Source organism: Oleiharenicola lentus (assembly GCF_004118375.1).
Taxonomy (GTDB): Bacteria; Verrucomicrobiota; Verrucomicrobiia; order Opitutales; family Opitutaceae; genus Lacunisphaera; species Lacunisphaera lenta.
Genome location: NZ_SDHX01000001.1, coordinates 1,159,116 through 1,176,596, shown reverse-complemented (window position 1 = coordinate 1,176,596; position 17,481 = coordinate 1,159,116). Strand labels below are relative to the sequence as shown.

15 protein-coding genes are annotated in these 17,481 nt (G+C 66.0%); 6 read left to right on the top strand and 9 right to left on the bottom strand.

What is annotated here, in order from left to right; genetic code table 11:
- The first annotated feature begins 250 nt into the window (after positions 1 to 250).
- Positions 251 to 1,342 carry a cysteine synthase A gene (cysK, locus tag ESB00_RS04885; protein WP_129046601.1) on the top strand — a complete coding sequence of 364 codons (1,092 nt, stop codon included), beginning with the start codon at positions 251 to 253 and terminating at the stop codon, positions 1,340 to 1,342.
- 106 nt (positions 1,343 to 1,448) lie between these two features.
- On the opposite strand, the gene ESB00_RS04880 is transcribed toward cysK, so the two are convergent.
- The gene (locus ESB00_RS04880) at positions 1,449 to 3,035 is read right to left on the bottom strand and encodes a hypothetical protein (protein ID WP_129046600.1); all 1,587 of its coding nucleotides are present in this window, start codon (positions 3,033 to 3,035) and stop codon (positions 1,449 to 1,451) included.
- A 24-nt stretch (positions 3,036 to 3,059) separates the two neighbouring features.
- Positions 3,060 to 3,635, bottom strand: a complete 576-nt coding sequence (locus ESB00_RS04875) for a DUF4256 domain-containing protein (protein WP_129046599.1) — start codon at positions 3,633 to 3,635, stop codon at positions 3,060 to 3,062.
- A 209-nt stretch (positions 3,636 to 3,844) separates the two neighbouring features.
- Between ESB00_RS04875 and ESB00_RS19590 the strand changes: the two genes are divergently transcribed.
- On the top strand, positions 3,845 to 4,162 hold the full coding sequence (locus tag ESB00_RS19590; protein ID WP_164976049.1) for a DUF2442 domain-containing protein: 318 nt from the start codon (positions 3,845 to 3,847) through the stop codon (positions 4,160 to 4,162).
- A gap of 204 nt (positions 4,163 to 4,366) precedes the next feature.
- On the opposite strand, the gene ESB00_RS04865 is transcribed toward ESB00_RS19590, so the two are convergent.
- The 3 genes from ESB00_RS04865 to ESB00_RS04855 all read right to left on the bottom strand — a co-directional run bounded on the left by ESB00_RS04865 (position 4,367) and on the right by ESB00_RS04855 (position 7,240).
- Positions 4,367 to 4,570: a hypothetical protein gene (locus ESB00_RS04865; protein WP_129046597.1), complete on the bottom strand. Its 204-nt coding sequence runs from the start codon at positions 4,568 to 4,570 to the stop codon at positions 4,367 to 4,369.
- 177 nt (positions 4,571 to 4,747) lie between these two features.
- Positions 4,748 to 5,944: a DUF3500 domain-containing protein gene (locus tag ESB00_RS04860; protein ID WP_129046596.1), complete on the bottom strand. Its 1,197-nt coding sequence runs from the start codon at positions 5,942 to 5,944 to the stop codon at positions 4,748 to 4,750.
- A 51-nt stretch (positions 5,945 to 5,995) separates the two neighbouring features.
- Positions 5,996 to 7,240, bottom strand: a complete 1,245-nt coding sequence (locus ESB00_RS04855; RefSeq protein WP_129046595.1) for a hypothetical protein — start codon at positions 7,238 to 7,240, stop codon at positions 5,996 to 5,998.
- A 119-nt stretch (positions 7,241 to 7,359) separates the two neighbouring features.
- On the opposite strand from ESB00_RS04855, the gene ESB00_RS04850 reads away from it, so the two are divergent.
- Positions 7,360 to 7,872: an SLOG cluster 4 domain-containing protein gene (locus ESB00_RS04850; RefSeq protein ID WP_129046594.1), complete on the top strand. Its 513-nt coding sequence runs from the start codon at positions 7,360 to 7,362 to the stop codon at positions 7,870 to 7,872.
- 45 nt (positions 7,873 to 7,917) lie between these two features.
- Here ESB00_RS04850 and ESB00_RS04845 read toward each other — a convergent pair whose 3' ends face one another.
- Positions 7,918 to 8,898, bottom strand: coding sequence for a hypothetical protein (locus ESB00_RS04845; protein ID WP_129046593.1), 981 nt, complete (start codon positions 8,896 to 8,898; stop codon positions 7,918 to 7,920).
- Positions 8,899 to 9,176: 278 nt separating this feature from the next.
- Here ESB00_RS04845 and ESB00_RS04840 point away from each other — a divergent pair, with 278 nt between their 5' ends.
- Both ESB00_RS04840 and ESB00_RS04835 read left to right on the top strand, forming a co-directional pair.
- Positions 9,177 to 9,695 carry a hypothetical protein gene (locus ESB00_RS04840; RefSeq protein WP_129046592.1) on the top strand — a complete coding sequence of 173 codons (519 nt, stop codon included), beginning with the start codon at positions 9,177 to 9,179 and terminating at the stop codon, positions 9,693 to 9,695.
- 103 nt (positions 9,696 to 9,798) lie between these two features.
- A complete protein-coding gene (locus ESB00_RS04835) occupies positions 9,799 to 12,186 on the top strand; it encodes an ankyrin repeat domain-containing protein (protein WP_129046591.1) in 2,388 nt (795 codons plus the stop codon).
- 6 nt (positions 12,187 to 12,192) lie between these two features.
- On the opposite strand, the gene ESB00_RS04830 is transcribed toward ESB00_RS04835, so the two are convergent.
- A complete protein-coding gene (locus tag ESB00_RS04830) occupies positions 12,193 to 13,377 on the bottom strand; it encodes a hypothetical protein (protein ID WP_129046590.1) in 1,185 nt (394 codons plus the stop codon).
- Positions 13,378 to 13,498: 121 nt separating this feature from the next.
- Between ESB00_RS04830 and ESB00_RS04825 the strand changes: the two genes are divergently transcribed.
- Positions 13,499 to 14,473, top strand: coding sequence for a ParB N-terminal domain-containing protein (locus ESB00_RS04825; protein ID WP_129046589.1), 975 nt, complete (start codon positions 13,499 to 13,501; stop codon positions 14,471 to 14,473).
- Positions 14,474 to 14,780: 307 nt separating this feature from the next.
- Here ESB00_RS04825 and ESB00_RS04820 read toward each other — a convergent pair whose 3' ends face one another.
- Positions 14,781 to 15,443 carry a VPDSG-CTERM sorting domain-containing protein gene (locus ESB00_RS04820; RefSeq protein ID WP_129046588.1) on the bottom strand — a complete coding sequence of 221 codons (663 nt, stop codon included), beginning with the start codon at positions 15,441 to 15,443 and terminating at the stop codon, positions 14,781 to 14,783.
- A 233-nt stretch (positions 15,444 to 15,676) separates the two neighbouring features.
- Complete coding sequence (locus tag ESB00_RS04815; protein WP_129046587.1) at positions 15,677 to 17,449, bottom strand: DUF885 domain-containing protein; 1,773 nt, start codon at positions 17,447 to 17,449, stop codon at positions 15,677 to 15,679.
- Between the last annotated feature and the right edge of the window lie 32 nt (positions 17,450 to 17,481).

Here is a 17,481-nt window from a genome sequence, read left to right as displayed (position 1 = left end):
ATATCCGTCGCCACGCCGGTCGCAGCAACGTGCTTCCGCGCAACAAACGGAAATTGTTATGCAAATCACGACGTAGAAACCGCGCCTCCGCCATTGGCTTCCCCGCCGGATCGTCGCGTGCCGATTGCAGGTTTTCATTTCGACGCCAGGCCTCCCGGCACTTCCGCAGGGTGTGGATTACTAGACTTTCGGTCAGGGTCCCGTATGCGCCCTTGCCCGGACGACCCGCCGCGCTAGGCTGCGTGTCCCTATGAGCTCCCCCACTCCACGCCAGACCAGCGGCCAGGGCCGCCTTTACGACAGCATCCTCGACACCATCGGCAATACCCCCTGCGTCCGCATCAACCACCTCGCCCCGAAGCACGTCACCGTCTACGTTAAAGCGGAGTTCTTCAATCCCGCGGCGTCGGTGAAGGACCGCCTCGCCATCAGCATCATCGAGGAGGCCGAGCGTTCCGGTGCGCTCAAGCCCGGCCAGACCGTGGTCGAGGCCACCAGCGGCAACACCGGCATCGGTCTCGCGATGGTCTGCGCGGCCAAGGGCTACCCGCTCGTCGTGACGATGGCCGACAGCTTCTCCATCGAGCGTCGCAAGCTCATGCGTTTTCTCGGCGCCAAGGTCGTGCTGACCCCGCGCGCCGCCAAGGGTTACGGCATGTATGCCAAGGCCAAGGAACTCGCCGAGAAGAACGGCTGGTTCTTCGCCCGCCAGTTTGAGACCGCGGCCAACGCCACCATCCACGAGAACACCACGGGCCGCGAAATTGTCGCCGACTTCAAGGGCAAGCGCCTCGACTATTTCGTGACCGGCTACGGCACGGGCGGCACGTTCACCGGCGTGAGCCGCGTGCTGCGCAAGGAGCTGCCGCAAACGAAGATCATCCTCTGTGAACCCGCCAGCGCCCCGCTCGTCGCCAGCGGCACGGCGCAGGTCCGCGCGGCCGACCAGGGCCCGGCCGCCGGACACCCGGCCTGGACGCCGCACCCGGTGCAGGGCTGGACGCCGGACTTCATCCCCTACGTGCTGCAGGAGGGCCTGGACAAGAAATTCTACGACGAACTCATCGCCATCGCCGGCCCCGCCGGCATCGAGTGGTCGCGCAAGCTGGCACAAAAGGAAGGCATCTTCACCGGCATCTCCGCCGGCGCCACCTTCGCTGTGGCCATGCAGGTGGCCGAGAAAGCGCCCGCCGGATCAGTGATCCTCGCGATGCTGCCCGACACCGGTGAGCGCTACATGACCACGCCGCTGTTCGAAGGCATTGCCGAGGGCATGAGCGCCGACGAGGAAGCGCTGTCGAAATCCACCCCCGGTTACCAGATGCCGCCGCCCGCGGCCTGAGCTTCAGGACGACACCGATCCGCCCGGCCCCCCGCGCCCGGGCGGGTTAAATTGAGCGGCAGCCGCGTTGGATCCCGCGTCGCGGGCGCCACGCCTTCCGTCTCGCTCATTCCTGCTGGATCATCTTCACCCGGGCGGCGAATTCAGCGTCGGGGGAGATGCGAATATTCTGTCCGCTGGCCGTGGTCAGGCGACGGATCGTCACCTGTTCGGTCAGCTGGTAGGGGAAGGGCCGGGCGGCGCCGGGCGGCGTCTTGCCGTCGGGATCATTGAAGAGAAAAGGGCCGGAGTAATCCGAAGGGTGCTGGCTGTCTTCGATGACCAGCCCGTCGATAACGATCTGCGCGGGCATGAAACAGGGATAGCCGAAGTCGTGCTGCCCGCTGTTTGCCATCGCAAACAGCGTGGGCTGAATCGGCGCCCCGCAGCCGGGCCGCCAGCGGGAGTTGCGGATGACCACCGTGCCTTCCCACGTGCTGCCGTAGTCGGCACGCAGGCTGAGCAAGGCCCGGCCGTTCAGGGTCGAATCCTCGATCGTCAGCGTGCCACGACCAATGGCGTTCAGCCCGGCGTGGCCGAGCGTGGTGCCGCGAATCGTGTAGAGGCCGGACACGCCCTGGTGCGAGTCCATGCGGGACAGCGTACAGTTCTCCAATACGATGTTCTTGCAGAAATTCGTGCCGATCACACCCCAGCGCGTCGCATCGCAAATATTGTCCATGCGCACGCCGGTCATCGTGAAATTGACCACCTCGTTGGCGTTCAGGTCGTAGCTGCCCATGCTCACCGGTTTGCCCGCGGACCCGATGGTGGAGTAGGTCTTGTGTCCGGTCACGAAGCAGTCGCGGAAGACGATGTTGGCGCAACCCTGCGCCGCCAGGAATCCGTTGTAAGGATGGCCGAACTCCCCTTCGTCCACGACGTGGTGGGTCAGGCCGACCACCGTGGTGTTGGAGCGGGTGATGGCGATGTTGCGCAGCCAGTAATTGTAGCCCTGCTCCTGCTTCATGCGGTTGGCGCGGGTGGTGAAGATCCCACCCCGCAGCACGAGCGGTTGTTCGTCGATCGGACGCGCTTCCACCCGTGTGACCACGTCGTAGTCCCAGTCGATGGCGCCCTCGATGGTGCCGTCACGCCGGAGGATGAAACAGTCGCGCTGGGCCGAGCCGTTGTTCTGGTTGAGCCCTTCGCGGATGTAGCGCCGCCAATGGCTGTTTTCGACCCTCACCCAACAATCGCGCTGCGGCCGCACGTCGAGCCGCGGCTGGTCGCGCACCAGCCGCGGGATCACCAGCGTCTCGGGCTCCAACCGCGACTGCACGACAAAGAGCGAGAGGCGGTGGTTCTCGACGTCCGTATCGTCGATGATGAATTTCGAGGTCCCCCAGTCGGTGTCCGTGGCGATGATCGCGGTCAGCGCCCGGCGGCCGAGGTGATAGGTGGCGCCGGGCTTGGTCTTCACCGTCAGTCCGTGGGCGTTGGCAAAAGCATGGGCCTTGACGATGGCCGGCAGATCGTCGGCCACGCCATCCCCGACCGCGCCGAACGTTTCGTAGTCCACCGGCCGGTCGGCCAGTCCGACAGGCTCCCCCGCAACCGAGTAGCCCACGCCGACAGCCAACGCCAGCAGCACAGCCAACGACCTGACACCAGGCCGAACGAAAAATTGCCGGGGGAGGACGACAGGAATCATGACGGCGATCGAATTTTAAGACCACTACACCTTGAGCCAGCACCGGAAACCCCGGCCGCTGTAATAGGAATCGGCGCCGTTGTGGCCGATGAAGACGCGGTTGTAGCGCCGGTCACCGTAGATCGCGCCTCCGCGCTTTCGGATCTCCGGTGGAGTCAGCAGCCAGCTCGAGGTCTTGGTGTCGAACTCGCCGAGCTGCTGCAGCGCGAAATACTGCTCCTCGGTCAGGATTTCCGCGCCCATGGCCGCAGCCAGCTCGGTGACACAGCCCTTCGGCGGAAACTTCTTCCGACCATCCAGCGCCTCGCGGTCGTAGCACAGGCTCTGGCGACCGACGGGACTTTGCGGGGCGCAATCCATAAAAAGATATTCGCCTGTTTTCCGGTCTTGGCCGGTGACATCCGGTTCGCCGCCGGTGCGCTCCATCTCCGCCAGCGCCCCCAGCTTCGCAGGCTTGGCCTCCAGCCTAGCCTGCACCCCGGCCCATGCGATGCCCGCGTGGCGACCCGGGTTTTTCCCGAACCGGCTCTGCAACACCCCGATCAACGCCTCGCGCTCCTTGGCCGACAACTCCTTCTTCGCAGGCTTGGCACCTTTCATGGCGCCCAGCCTTGCCGTGCGCCGCGCAAAGACGAGACCCAAGAAGGAGGCATCCTGCCGGATCGGTTTATCGCACACCAGGAAGCAAAGCAGCCCAGTTCCCGCGCCTTCGCTCCTTTGCTCCTTTCTTTAAAACCACTCTCGTTGTCCGTCGTGCGTCTGCCGGCGATAAGCTTCGCTATTGGCCGAAACCGAAATACCCTCGGCTCATGATAACTATCGCCAAGCCTGACACGCGTCTCGCCGCCCTCCGCTGTCAGATGCGCGGCCGGCGGGTATACCTCGAGATCACCGAGCGCCGCACCATCAGTTTTCCCGCGAGCAAATACGACCGGCTGGCCTACGCCCCACAGGTCGAGCTCGAGAAGATCCACCTGCATGACGGCGGTCGCATCATTCGCTGGGAGACACTCGACGAGGAGATCCAAGTCGAGGATGTGGCGAACCATCGCTACCTGCACACCGCCCGCACGATGCTTCCGGGGGAATCTGTGGAGAGCCTGGCGGAACACAAATACAGCTTCTAGCCCGGTTAACCCGGATTCTGCGAGTTCCCGTGGCGTCCGCTTCGGGAGCAGCGGGATTTGGTGCGCAGCAGAGTTCCTGTCACTGTGCGCCCACGCCGGGCTGCGCAGCGCAGGATAAAAAATACGGGGCGGGCTGAAACGCCTCAGCCCCGCAAGCCCATGCCGGCCAAAGCGACCCCGGCCAAGACTGGTGAAGCCGGATTCTCAGCCACGGCGCTTCTGGAGCACGGCGATCTCGTCGCGCAGGGTGTTGCCGTCCTGGCGGGCGTTGCGCCGGACGCGCTTGAAGGCCACTTCACCGGCCTTTAGCTGCGCGGTCAGCTCGGCGTTGGCCTTCGTGAGTTGGGCCACGGATTCGTTGGCGGTCTGAAGTTTGGCCTCCAGGTCTTTGACTTGTTGCTCAGGCATCCGGCACTCCTACACCCGGTCCGCCGCAATAGCGACCACCATCAGTTGCCTGAGACTGCTGGGCCTGAACAACCACGGCGGTCGCCCGCACAAGGTCCGCAACCGCCCGGCCGGTTTTTTGAATCCAGCAGCCGGCATCCTCACTCAAACGGAAAGCCGGCATTCCGGATACCGCACTCAAAGCGGATGCGGGTGCTGCTCGAGGTGCTGGCGGAGGAGGTCCTTGCCGTAATCGTTGCCGTTGGGCGTGCGCACGATGACGTGGATGTGCTCGCGCGTGACGGTGCGCGGCACGCCGGGCACCCCGACCGGTCGCTGGTGGTCGAACTCGATCAGGATCACCGGCGAATGGATGCGGAAGTAGAACACGGCGTCGGGCGAGGTGTCGCCAATCCAGGCGAACCAGGTCCCGTCGAGTTGGGCGGCGACCTCGTCGAGCTTCACCCGGGCGTGACCGTCGCTCTGGTTGTTCACAAAAAGTGCGGTCAGCGCGAGAAGCTGCCGCTTTTGCGCGGGCGAGAGCTGCTTGGCCGGCAGGCCGGCGAAGGGCAGCACGAGGTTGTCCTGGAACGCGGCGGCCTTCATGTCGTCGCGCTCCTTGCGCGGAGCGAGGCGGGCGGCCGACTGCTGCGCCGCATCGAGACTGCGCATGAAGGCGAGGCCCTGGTCCTGTTCTTCCTGCAGGATGACGTTGCCCGAGTATTTTCCGGAGGTGGTGTGCACCGGCTCGCCGCCCCAGAAAGCCGGGGTCATCGTTACCTGGTCGCCGAGCACAAAGGTGTTGATGACAAGGTGGTGCCCGTCGAGCTGCCACCCCCACGGTTCGGTGGCCGAGGGCGTGCCCATGACCGTGAAAAAGTAGAGTTCCTCGTCGTAGGCCGGGTCGCCTTCGTTCAACTCGCGCAGCGTCTGGTCGGTGCGGCGGATGGCATCGGCGAGCGCCAGGCCCTTGGCGCTGAGCGTGGCGCGCATGAGCTCGCGCGCGGCGGCGCGCTGGACGGCGTCCATTTCCTTCAGGCTCGTGCCCTGGCGCACGTAGATGCCGTTGTCCACGTTGCACCACTTGCGCCATTCGCTGTCGTCCACCGCGAAAGCCGTGCGCTTCTTCTGTTCGGGTGACAGTGCGGCGAGGAAAGCCTGGGCGGCCCCGAGCAGCTGATCGGTGGACACGCCGGTCTTCTTCACCGGAAAGAGACCGGCCGATTTTCCTTCGGGCGTGGTCACGCCGTGGAACGGTTGGGCCAGCGCCTGCTGCTGCCGTTCGGCGAACATCCGCGTGACCTGTTCCTGCTCGGTTTCGGCGGCGACGAGGGCGGCCGCAAATGCAGCCCAAATAAATGTGAACAGACGACGACGTGGGGCGGCGTGGGGCATGCCCCTGACTATCTGCGCCCCAGTTGGCGAACAATCCCCAACTTGCCGCAACTACGACTTCCGCGGGACGGTCTGCCGGCGGCGCACCCACCGCTCTTCGACGCCGGTGACCCGGCCCGACTCGTCCACGAGGAATCGGATCGTCATGGTACCCTCCTGGTTGACGAGGAGCCGGTCGCCGGCGGGATAAAATACCCGCGGATCTTTGTCCCGGTGGAAGTTCCAGTGGAAGGTCTCTCCCGCGCGCACGAACCGGTGCGTGGTCTCCGGGGGTTTGTCAGTGTATTCCCCCTCGAAGGCAGCGTAGGCCAGCGGGTCGAAAGTGGCGAGGCGGTCGGGCTTAACGAAGGGATCCTTGGCGTATTCGGCGTTGGCGATTTTCTGCTGCTCGATCGCGGCAAGGGCGCGGCGCTTCTCGTCGCCGGAGCCGGGTTTCAGGTCCGGCATCAGTTCGCGTGCATAGGCCCGCGTGAGGTGATCAATGTCGTCTTCACTGTAGGTGCCTTCGGCGCGCAGGATCGTCGCAAACAGAAAACCGCTCCGCATGGCCTCGACGGCCTTGTTGATGACCGGTTTGAAGGTGAACACCGCGCTCTTGACGGCCGCGCGTTTGAGGACGCCCATTTTCTGTCCCTTCATGGCCTTGTCCATGAGTTCCTTCAGCACGGGACCCGTGGCGCTGCGCGGCGGCAGATAAAAGACCCAGTCGTAGCGCGTGAGCTGGTCGCGTTCCAGCTCCGCGAGCGTGAGACGCTGCAGGCGCCGCTCGATCCGCGCGTCGTCGAAGCCCTCGGCCCAGGCGAATTGGTAGAGGGGCGAGGCGGGCCCGACCAGCGGCATGGGCATGGCCGGCATGAAGGTGTCAAAGGTGATTCCCATCCGCGCACTCTCCTGGTCGTCGATCTTGAACTTGTCCTGGACGTGCCCGAGCGCGGCCTTCATCTGCGCGGCGGCCGGGGCCAGGCCGGGATCAATCCGGCCGGCCTCGGACCAGGCGATGAATTTCCGCATGAGCAACACGGGATGCGGTTCACCCTTCGCCCCCACGATGACGAGTCCCTTGCCCGGCGAATCGCCGAGCGTTTCGTAGGCGATCTCGACCACCTCGTCGGCAAATTTCTCGGCGTAGCGCCGGTCGCCCTTGGTGCGCGCGTGGATGGAAATCGACAGCGGCTTGCCCTGCACGACGAAGGTCGCGAGCTGCACATCCTGGCCAAACTCGGTCGCGGGCGGCTCCGTCGCTCCGGCCGCCACGCCGGTCAGCAGGCAGGCAGCCGCAATCCATGATCTGAACACAGGGCCGGACAATCGGGGTCGGTTAAACACGGGAGCCACGGTTAGGCAGCCGGCCGCGAAATAAGTTCCGCACGGCATTTGCCTTGGAGCGACGGATGGACCGTGCACTGTCGGTCGGCATGAATTCCCGCGCCCCCCAGGTCTGCATCCTCGGCAGCGCCGAGCCCGGCTCGCGCGCTTATGAGCTCGCCGGCGCCGCCGGCGAAATGCTCGCCCGCCGCGGCATCACCGTCGTCAGTGGCTGCGGCGCCCCCGCCACCCGTGTGGCCGCCGAGCGTGCCCTCGCCGCCGGCGGCACGGTCGTGAGCATCGTGCCCCACGACGACATCGGCGTGAAGGACTGGCCCTGCTCCGTGCTCATCCCCTGCGGCATGGGCGACGCGCGCAACCTCCTCATGGCCCTCGCGGGCGACGCCTGCCTTGTGATCGGCGGCCGTGCCGGCACCAAGTCCGAAGTCTGCCTTGCGTGGCTGCACAAGCGTCCGCTGCTGCCCCTCACCGGCTGCGGCGGCTGGTCCGACACGCTCGAGCGCGACCCGCCCGACGAGCGCCGCAACTCCCCCATCCTGCCCTGGGACTCCATCGCCACGCTCGAATCCCAGCTCACGAAACTCGCCCTGCTGCGCGGCTGAAAGCCCGTGCCGCATCCGTCGTGGTGCCGCGTTGAGCCGGGCGGCTCACTCCGTCGCCGGGCGCAGCAGCGGGTAGAAACCGTCCTTGTCGGGGCCGGTGTAGCTGTTGTTCCAGCCGCGGAAAAAGTCGCGCAGCTTCAGCCGGTCCGCCTGCTCCTCCGGCACGAGGCGGCCGGAGACGTGGGCCCAGCGCACGAAATCGAGCGGGCTGCGGTTGATGCCGAGGCAGGCGACGACGCCCTCCTCGCTGGGATTCGCATTGATCCAGCTGAGCGTTGTGGACGAGGGCCGCCCCAGCAGGGCGAGGCAAAGGCTGTCGATCTGCAGCGCGGCATCGACGGCGACGGGCCGGACCGCCGCGGCGGCCTCGAGGCGTGCCTTGTGCAGGCGGGTGCGAAGCAACGCGGCGGCGGTGTTCTTCTCCTCAACATAGACCGGGTCCACCGCGTCGGTAAGATGGACGTTCCGCGAGGCCCGCATCATCTCGATGCGGATCGAGGCCATCGCCGCCTCGATGGAGTTGGGCGTGAGAAAATAGACGGCGCCGGAGAGGAACGGGGAATGCCGGACCAGACTCGCCTCCATGGCGTTGAGGCGCAGGTGCGGCACGTCCACCGGGATGCTGATCTCGTTGTTCTCCTCGGGCGAATCCTGGATCACCCACTCGAGGTAGGTGTTGGTGTAGGCGAGGATCGCCTCCGTGACCTTTTCGAACTCCGCGAGCGGGCACTCCGCACCGAAGCTCTCGGGGGGCAATCCGTCGCGAGTATGCTGCCGCAACACGCCCTCCTTGCTGATGTTGCTGTGGGTGCGCTTGCCCTCGATGACGCGGGAAATGATGTCCACGCACTGCACCTCGATGTCGAAGGCCCCGTCGGCTCCCGGCGCCCGCACGGTCTTGACGCGCGTGTAGGTCACCTGGCGCAGTCCGTGGGTCTTGGTAACGAGCTTGAAGACCCGGCCAACCGCGGCGCGCCACAAGGCCGGCAAGGAAGGCGCGGCATCCGGGCTGGCATCGATGGGCATGGCGGTTGATGGAGTCATTCGGCCCTGCTTTATCGGCCCGTTAGGCACTCGATTACAACGAAATCCACCGTAGGGTGGCCCACTTTCAATTTTCTTTAGCAAGGGCCGGCGAGCCCATCAGGGAGGGGAATAAACCCAAGGGTCCGGGTGGTCGAACTGCCAGGCCTGGGTCCACCGCGCCCCTTGGGACACATGGTTTCGCAAGGGGTAACGACCGGACCAAAACGACCCGCTTGCGCGTGAACGGCAATATTGACTGACTGCGGGACCCCACCGTCATGAGCACCCCAGCCCCGCTCAGCAGTTTTCAGGTCCGCCCGCGTTTCGAAGCTTGGGTCGCCGCTCCACCTGACGCCGTGCATGCCGGTTTGAAGCGCGGGCTTGAGGCGCACGCCCCCACGCTGGTGGTGCGGACATTCCCGGGTTTCATCGCCGTTCACATCCCCGATGCCGAACGCCGCTATTGGTCGCCCCGGCTGTTCCTCAGCGTGGAAGCCGCATCCAGCGACCGCACGCGCATCGAGGGCATCTACGGTCCGGAAATCGAGATTTGGTCGGTCTTTCTCTACGGCTACCTCGGCACCGGCCTGCTCGGCACGTTCTCGGGCATCTATGGCTTCGTGCAGCATCGCCTGGGACAGAACCCGTGGGGCTTGTGGATCTGCGGCTGCATGGTGATCGGGGCGCTCCTGCTCTATCTCTTTGCCCAGCTCGGTCAGAAGCTCGGCGCGCATCAGACCTACCGGCTTCACGAAGCCTACACCGCCGCCGCGAGCGAACTGACCGCGCGGGCCTAGGCAGCCGCTTGCGCCGGGTTGCCTCAAGGCGGAACGGCTTGTCGCCGCAGGCGCCGAGCATCCACCTTGCGTCGTCGGCGGTTCTCCGCCCTACTCCGACGGCATGACTCCCCGCCTCCACGGTTTCGGGATATTCGTGCTCGTTTGCATCGGCCTGGTCTCCGTTTCCGCCGATCCGCTCGTCGAGGCGGTTCGTTTTCAGGACAAGTCCGCCATCACCGCCCTGCTGGCCGGCGGCCCCGATCTCGCCGGCAAGGATGACCTCGGCAACACCGCCCTGCACTGGGCGGCGCTCAACAACGACACGGCCACGCTCACCGCCCTCCTCGACCGGGGCGCCGACGTCAACGCCACCAACACCGCGGGCGCGACACCCCTGATCTACGCCGTGGCCCGCCCCGAGGCCGTCACCGCCCTGCTCGCCAAGGGCGCCAACGTGAACCACGCGACCGCCGCCAAGACCACCGCCCTCATCGCCGCGACCCGCCGGCCGCGCTCGGCGGAGGTCGTGCGCATCCTTCTCGCCCACCAGGCGGATTTCACCGTCACCCTGCCAGGCGAGGGCGCGCCCATTGACCTCGCCGCCGGCCACGGCGACACCGAGACCGTTGACCTGCTCCTCGCCGCCGGCGCCAAGCCGAACGAGGTGGTCGGTGCGTCCACCCTCGGCGACCCGGCCCTCGTCGCCAAGCTCCTCGACGCCGGCGCCGACCTCAAGTTCAGCCCGGGCTTCGCCGGGCACGCTCTCAATTTTGCGCTCTACGCCCAGCAGACCGAAAACGCGAAGCTGCTCATCGCACGCGGCGCCGACCTCACCCACCGCTCGCCCACGGGCGAACACAAGACCCCGCCAATCCTCTGGGCGACCTACCTCCAGGAGGATGACCCCTCCGTCGTCCAGGCGATGCTGGACCGCGGCGCCGATCCCAACCTCCTGAGCGAACGCGGCGAGAGCGCCCTCGACTGGGCCCGGGACCGCCGCCTGCAAAAGGTGGAGGCCGTTCTGCTCGCCGCCGGCGCCAAGCCCGGCAAAAGCCCCGCGAAACGCAAAAGCATCCCGGCGCGTGCCGTGCCCGCCGCCCCGGCGGAGCAGGCCGCGATGACGCAGGCCGCGATCGCCCGCGCGCTGCCGTTGCTGCAGCGCACCTCCGACGGTTTTCTCCTGAGCGGCGTCGTGCGCCAGCAGCAATGCGTCTCCTGTCATCAGCAGACGCTGCCGGCCGTCGCCTACGCCTTGGCCCGCGAGCGCGGCCATGCCCTCGACGACGTCTCCCTCGCCCGCCAGTTGCAGGACCAGGCCTCCTACTGGCGCAACCGGAACAAGGTCCAGCGCACCTACGAACGGGTCGCGCCCCAGCCGGATTTCCCCACCGTGGTCGGTTACGGCATGCTGGGCTTCGCCGCACTCGAGTATCCGGCCGACGAACTCACCGATGCCATGGCGTGGTATTACCTCGACGCCCAGTTGCCCGACGGCACCTGGGAAACCTATGACTACCGGCCGCCGATGGAAGACGGTCCCATCGAGGCGGTCGCGTTCGGCATCCGCGCCCTGCAACTTTATCCGCTCCGCGGTCGCGAGGCGGAATGCCGCGAACGCATCACGCTCGCGCAGGAGTGGCTGGCCCGCGCCAAACCCGTGACCTTCGGCCAGCAGCTGTTCCAGTTGCTCGGACTCGGGTGGGCCGGCGAAGCACCCGCGGCGTTGCAACCGCTCGCCCAGACAATCCTCCGCCAGCAGCGGTCGGATGGCGGCTGGGCGCAACTCGACGGCCTCGACAGCGACGCGTGGGCGACCGGCCAGGCGCTCTATACGCTCGCCACGACCGGCACGCTCAAGGTGTCCGATCCCGCCTACCGCCGCGGCGCGGCCTTCCTGCTGCGCACGCAGTTCGACGACGGTTCGTGGTATGTGCGCAGCCGCGCCTGGCCGTTCCAGCCGCAGTTTGAAAGCGGGTTCCCCCACGGCAAGGACCAATGGATCTCCGCCGGCGGCACCGCCTGGGCCGCCATGGCGTTGCTCCTGACGCAGCCCAAGACCATGACCCCCGTGCGCGTGGATTGGATGAGCCTGAGCGTGCCGCAGCCTTCCGATATTCCGGCCGCCGCCGCCGCGACCGCGGCGGTTTCGACAGTCGATTACGCCCAGGAAATCCAGCCCATGCTCGAACGCTCCTGTTACGACTGCCACGGAGGCGACCGCAAGAAGGGCAAATTCAGCCTCGCGACCCGCGAGAGCCTCCTGAAAGGCGGCCAGTCCGGCGACCCGGCCGTTATCCCCGGCAATGGCGCCGCCAGCATGCTGATTGCCATGGTCTCCGACCAGGTCGAGGACGCGGAGATGCCGCCCTTGAGCAAACGCGACGAACACCCGCCGCTGAAGGCCGACGAAATTCTCCGCCTCCGCGCCTGGATTGACGCCGGCCTGCCCTGGGCGGGGGCCCCGCCTGCGTCAACCGCGCCCGCGGCCGCAGCCAGTCCGGACATCTGATCCGCGCTACTCCCGCCGGCCGAAGCCCGGGAGCGAGCGCAGCCAGCTGGACCAGGTTTCGCGCAGGTAGCGTAGCTGCTCGGCCTGCAACTCGGCGCGCTCCGCCTCGGCACGGGCCAGTTGCTCCGCGGTCGTCCGGTCCTCGAAAGGCAGGCCCGTGCGCGCTGCGAGCCAGCGGCCGAGCTGGCGCGGCTCGGTCGGGTCGTTGATGTGCTGCACCAGCTTGTGCGACTTGCCGCCCTTGTCGCGCAGGTCGAGTCTGAACCAGCGGTCGCCGTCGCTGTCGGTCGTCTCGCCCAGGAGCAGCGCCGTGCCCACGAAGTTCTCCGTGCGCCCCAGGCCGAAGCGTTTCTGCCGCACCACGCACCCTTGCTCCAATCGCCACTCCGTGCGCGCCCAAGTAAGCCGGACCACGCCCCAGATCGCCAAGCCGGCCAGCGCCGCGAGGATGGCCGCCGCCGCGCCGAGGTTCAGGTTGTCCCACGCTTCGCGCCCGACCATGAGCGCCGCCCACGTCAGCGGCAACGCCACGAGCCACATGAGACGCGCGGCGCTGCGGCGGGTCGCGGGATTCTGCACCAGGACCTCCCCGCCCTCCGGTGCACGCACTTCGCACCACTCGGCGGGCAGCACGGGAGGCAGCCGGTCCGCCGGGGGCAGCCGCAGCTCCGCGGCGAAGGCCACGATCAGCTCCGCCTGCTGGGCCGGCGTGCCGTTGCGCGTCAGCTCCACCACCCCGCCGGTGGTCTCGGCCTGCACCGCGGTGTTGGCCTCGACGCGAAACAGGCTGCGCAGCGTGTCGAGCGGCAGGAAGCGCCGCTTCGTGAACGGCCCCACGCGCCGCACGAGATCGAGACCGTCGCTCCGCGCAATCAGGCGGTCGCTGCTCCAGATCAGGCGGAAAAACTCGTGCCACGCCATCAGTCCGCCGAAGGTCCAGAACGCCGTCCACCCGAGGAGGAACACGCCCGTCATCAGCGCCGGCCCCGTCTCCAGCGGCGCACGGCCCGGACCGGGCGGTTGTCCCGTGGCCCAGGCCCAGCCGCCCGCGATCAGAATCCAGAGCGCAAAAAACTCGCCCACCGCCCAGAAACAGAGCCACAGGCCGAGGAAAGCCGCGCCGCCGAAACGCCCCGCGCCGCGCGGGGTCAGCCGCGCCTCCAAGCCCGCCATGGTCCGCTCCAGTTTCACGGTCGCCTCAATCTGCCAAGCCTCTCCACCCGCGCAAGCGCCGCGATGCGCAGCGTCGCATCGGCAACCCGGACTCCCCTTTTTGCGCTTTTTGTGCTTCCTGTGGCCAACCCCGTTTCCCATGCCCGCAAAACCCGCCCTCAAACGTCTGCCCCCCAAGAAACGTCCGCGCAAGGCCAAGGCCGGTTCGCGCGGAGCCGACGCCGCCGCGGCGCTCCTGCCCGGGCTGACCGGCATGGCGGCCGACACGAAGGCGACGGTCGAGGCGGCGGGGGGCGTGGTCGTGGGCCAGTATCTTGATCCCATCGGCCAGTCGCCGCTCCTCGTGGCCGTGCTGCCGGTGGCGAAGGTCGAGCCCACGCCCTTCCAGCGCGACGTGTCGGACCTCCATCATAAGAAACTCGCCGACGTCATCGATCGCACGGGCATCTTCCTCGATCCCATCATCGCCATCACGGCACCGGGCGGCGGATTTTGGACGCCCAACGGCGGCCACCGCCTCGCGGCCATGAAACGCCTCGGCGCGAAGGCCATCACCGCGCTTGTCGTGCCCAAGCGCGAGATCGCCTGGCAGATCCTCGCCCTCAACACCGAGAAGGCGCACAACCTGAAGGACAAGTCCCTCGAGGTCATACGCATCTTCCGCAACCTGCTCGAGGAACGCGCCGCGGCGGCGGAGAAGGAATTCGCCTACTACTTCGAGGAGGCCTCGCTCATTACGATGGGCCTGTGTTACGAACAGCACCCGCGCTTTAGCGGCGGCGTCTATAATTCTTTTGTCCGCCGCCTTTCGCAGTTCAGCGACGAGTCGCTCACCAAGTCCCTCAAGGAGCACGAGCGCATCGCCGCCCTGCTGCTGGAGCTCGACGCCGCGGTCGCCGCCGTCGTGGCGAAGCTGAAGGCGAAGGGCTTCGTGAGCCCGTATCTGAAGAGCTTCGTCGTCGCCCGCTCGAATCCCCTCCGCTTCATGAAGGAGCCACCCGCACTCGAGGAACTCATCAGGACCATCCGCGGCAAGGTGGACCGCTTCAACGTGGACCGGATCAAGCCCGAGGACATCACCGCCTCCGGCGGCGGTGCTCCGGACGAAGAGTGAGTCATTTATTTCGACCCAAGGCTCGGAGCACCAGAGCCAGCCAAGTTGAGATCGGTTCGTTAGCTTTGCGTTTGGTGGCTTTGTCCTGGCCCCTCAGTCGGGCGGGCTTCGTGCGAGGATAATTTCCCACGGACCACGCTCGGATCTGCGGCCTTCTCGCCAACCTCCCATTCAACTGCTCATAGGGATCCCAAAAGCGGAAGGCAGCCTGCAGCGATCTTTTCGAATTCGGGCAAAAAAAAGGATAGCCGCATAATCGGCTATCCTTGAAGTCGCCTTGCAATCAGGCGCCTGAATTTCAGGAGTTTCAGCGGACCGCCAGCTTGCGGCGCACCGCCACCAGACCGACAAAACCGGAGAGCAGCAGCAGCACGGTGGAGCCGGCATCAGGAACGCTCGAGCTGTCGCTCACCGTGACCTTGAAGGCCATGCCCGGCTGATTGTTTTGGCCGTCGAAGTAGGAGCCCGAAGAGTTGGAATACCAGAAACTACCACCATCCTGGAGATCGTCATTGGCACTGGAAGCCTGGTAGCGACCATTGCCGCCGCCGCCGATCGCATTGATGGCAAACCAATAGGTCTGACCGGCAACCAACGACGTGTAGGAGGTGGCCGCGCCGGAATAGTAAGAGGTCGGACCGGACATCGAGCCAATCGCAGCGGTGGATGCATACACCGTGCTGATGGTGGGGCCGAGCACCGGGTTACCCGAGAGGGAGCCGAGGATCTGGAACTTGAGCGTGGTGGACGCATCATAGTCCAACGTATTCAGCCAAGTGCCCAACACGGAAACGTCGCCGCTGGCCTGAGCCACGAAGCTTTGCGCGTAAACGTGGGTGCCGTTGGGAGAAACTGGATTCCAATAATCCTGCACCGGATTCTCACCGAAGGTGGTATCAGCGCGCACGACCTGGGAAAGGCCGATCAGCGCCACCATGGCGAGGCATGTGTGTTTGAGGTAGTTTTTCATAAGGGTGCCACCGTCTTGCAAATGTTAGGCCAAAAACACTTATGCATTTTCATTATATTGATATTCAGTGCTATAATATATTTACACAAATAATCTATGAGTCAGCTCGATGGTCATTTTGTAAGATTTATCGACACAAGGTATCGAGTTACGAAAGGGCCTCAGCACCGGATCGTTACTTCTATTGGCTTCGCCACCGAATCAACCGATCAAGCGGCAACCGACATCTGCACTTATTCTTGAGCCGTGATCCACCGGTCCACGGCAGCTTCGAGCACACTGAGGGGCACGGAGCCGTGGGCGAGCACTTCGTCGTGGAAGGCGCGGATGTCGAACTTCGCGCCGAGGGTCTTCTCCGCCCGGGCCCGCAATTCGCGGATCTTGATCTCGCCGATCTTGTAGCTCAGCGCCTGGCCGGGAATCGCGATGTAGCGCTCGATCTCCTGCACGGCGACGACCTCGCTCTGCGGCACGTTGTCGATGAAATAGGCGATGGCCTGCTCGCGAGTCCAGCCCTTGGCGTGGATGCCGGTGTCCACCACGAGGCGCACGGCGCGCCAGATCTCGGCGGAGTGCCGGCCGACCCATTGCCACGGGTCCTCGTAGAGCCCCATCTCAATCCCGAGCCTCTCGCTGTAAAGGCCCCAGCCCTCGCTGTAGGCGGTGCTGCCGCCGAAACGGCGGAAGGCCGGCAACGAAGGGTGTTCCAGCGCGAGGCTGTTTTCAAAATGATGGCCGGGCACAGCCTCGTGCACGAAGTAGGCGGTGGTCGTGAAGCGCGTGCGCGTCTCGGGCTTGTAGGCGTTGTAGTAGAAGATACCTGGACGCGAACCGTCGGGCAGGCCCTGGTAATACTGCGCCGGCGGACCGCTGACCTCGCGAAAGGACTCGACGGGGCGGATCTCATAAGGCGTCTTCGGCGTGCGTCCGAAGAGGGCCGGCACCTTCGCCTCGACCTTGGCGCGCAGCCCCTCGTAGGCGGCCTGGATTTCCTCGCGGGTGCTGAATTTCAGGGTCGGTTCGGTGAGCAGGTGGGTGAAGAATTCCTTGAGCGTGCCCTTGAAGCCGACGCGCACCTTCGCCTCCTCGAACTGCCCGCGGATGCGCGCCACCTCGGCGAGACCGATGGCGTGGATCGACTCAGGGTCGAGGTCGGTGGTCGTCGCACTCTTCGCCAGGAAGGCATACCACTCCTTGCCGCCGGGCAGATCGCCGAGCGCGACGGTGTCGCGACAGGCCGGCAGGTAGGTGTCGCGCAGGAAAACGTGCAACCGCTGGTAGGCCGGCGCCAGTGTGTCCGTCACCAGCGCGGTGAAGGCGGCGGTCAGGCGGGTCCGGTCGGCCTCGCTGAAGGCTTGCGGAAACTTCCGCACGGGGGACATGAACACGCTCTTCCCGAGGTCTGCCGTGCCGAGATTTTCGAGCTGCGGCAGCACGGGCTTGGCAAGCGCCTTCGGCAGCACGATGCCCTGCGCGATGCCCGTGCGCATGTCGGCGATGATGCCGTCCACATAGGGCGCAAACGAGGCGGCGCGGGCGAGCCAGCGGTCGTAGTCCTCCACGGTGTTGAACGGCTGCGCGAGCCGGCCCGAGCCGAGCTGGGCGAGCAACAGATGCAGGCTGCTCATCTGGTTGACGGGCAGCAGGTGCGACGGAAACTGCAGCGCCTCGAGCGACTGCTGCTGCTGGTAGCGGAGCAGGTCGTAGCTGATGCGATCCTCGGACGGCAGACCGGCGGGATCGAGTTCGGCGAGACGCGCGAGGTATTTTTCCGCGAGCCCGCGAGTGGCGGCGATTTCCTCGGCGGAAGTAACGGGACCGAAGCGGTCGTTGTAGCGGTTGTCGCCGTTGAAGGTCGCGCTGAGGGGATTCGCCCGGAGGTAGTCCTCCCAGTAGTCGGCGCAGATCTGCTCCACCGCCGCGGGCGTGGCCGGAACGGCGGCCAGGCCGGCAAAGGGGACGAGCAGCAGCGACAGGACGGGGAGCAGGCGGAGGAGGTTTCGCATGCGTGAGGTCACCAACCGCGCGGGCGCGGTGC

Bases quoted from the DNA above. Each gene is read 5' to 3' on its own strand.
- ESB00_RS04860 (WP_129046596.1), bottom strand. From the start codon at position 5,944: ATGCCCCACGCCGCCCCACGTCGTCGTCTGTTCACATTTATTTGGGCT.
- ESB00_RS19590 (WP_164976049.1), top strand. From the start codon at position 3,845: ATGATAACTATCGCCAAGCCTGACACGCGTCTCGCCGCCCTCCGCTGT.
- ESB00_RS04825 (WP_129046589.1), top strand. From the start codon at position 13,499: ATGCCCGCAAAACCCGCCCTCAAACGTCTGCCCCCCAAGAAACGTCCG.
- ESB00_RS04835 (WP_129046591.1), top strand. From the start codon at position 9,799: ATGACTCCCCGCCTCCACGGTTTCGGGATATTCGTGCTCGTTTGCATC.
- ESB00_RS04875 (WP_129046599.1), bottom strand. From the start codon at position 3,635: ATGAAAGGTGCCAAGCCTGCGAAGAAGGAGTTGTCGGCCAAGGAGCGC.
- ESB00_RS04845 (WP_129046593.1), bottom strand. From the start codon at position 8,898: ATGCCCATCGATGCCAGCCCGGATGCCGCGCCTTCCTTGCCGGCCTTG.
- ESB00_RS04840 (WP_129046592.1), top strand. From the start codon at position 9,177: ATGAGCACCCCAGCCCCGCTCAGCAGTTTTCAGGTCCGCCCGCGTTTC.
- ESB00_RS04850 (WP_129046594.1), top strand. From the start codon at position 7,360: ATGAATTCCCGCGCCCCCCAGGTCTGCATCCTCGGCAGCGCCGAGCCC.
- ESB00_RS04865 (WP_129046597.1), bottom strand. From the start codon at position 4,570: ATGCCTGAGCAACAAGTCAAAGACCTGGAGGCCAAACTTCAGACCGCC.
- ESB00_RS04820 (WP_129046588.1), bottom strand. From the start codon at position 15,443: ATGAAAAACTACCTCAAACACACATGCCTCGCCATGGTGGCGCTGATC.
- ESB00_RS04880 (WP_129046600.1), bottom strand. From the start codon at position 3,035: ATGATTCCTGTCGTCCTCCCCCGGCAATTTTTCGTTCGGCCTGGTGTC.
- cysK (WP_129046601.1), top strand. From the start codon at position 251: ATGAGCTCCCCCACTCCACGCCAGACCAGCGGCCAGGGCCGCCTTTAC.
- ESB00_RS04815 (WP_129046587.1), bottom strand. From the start codon at position 17,449: ATGCGAAACCTCCTCCGCCTGCTCCCCGTCCTGTCGCTGCTGCTCGTC.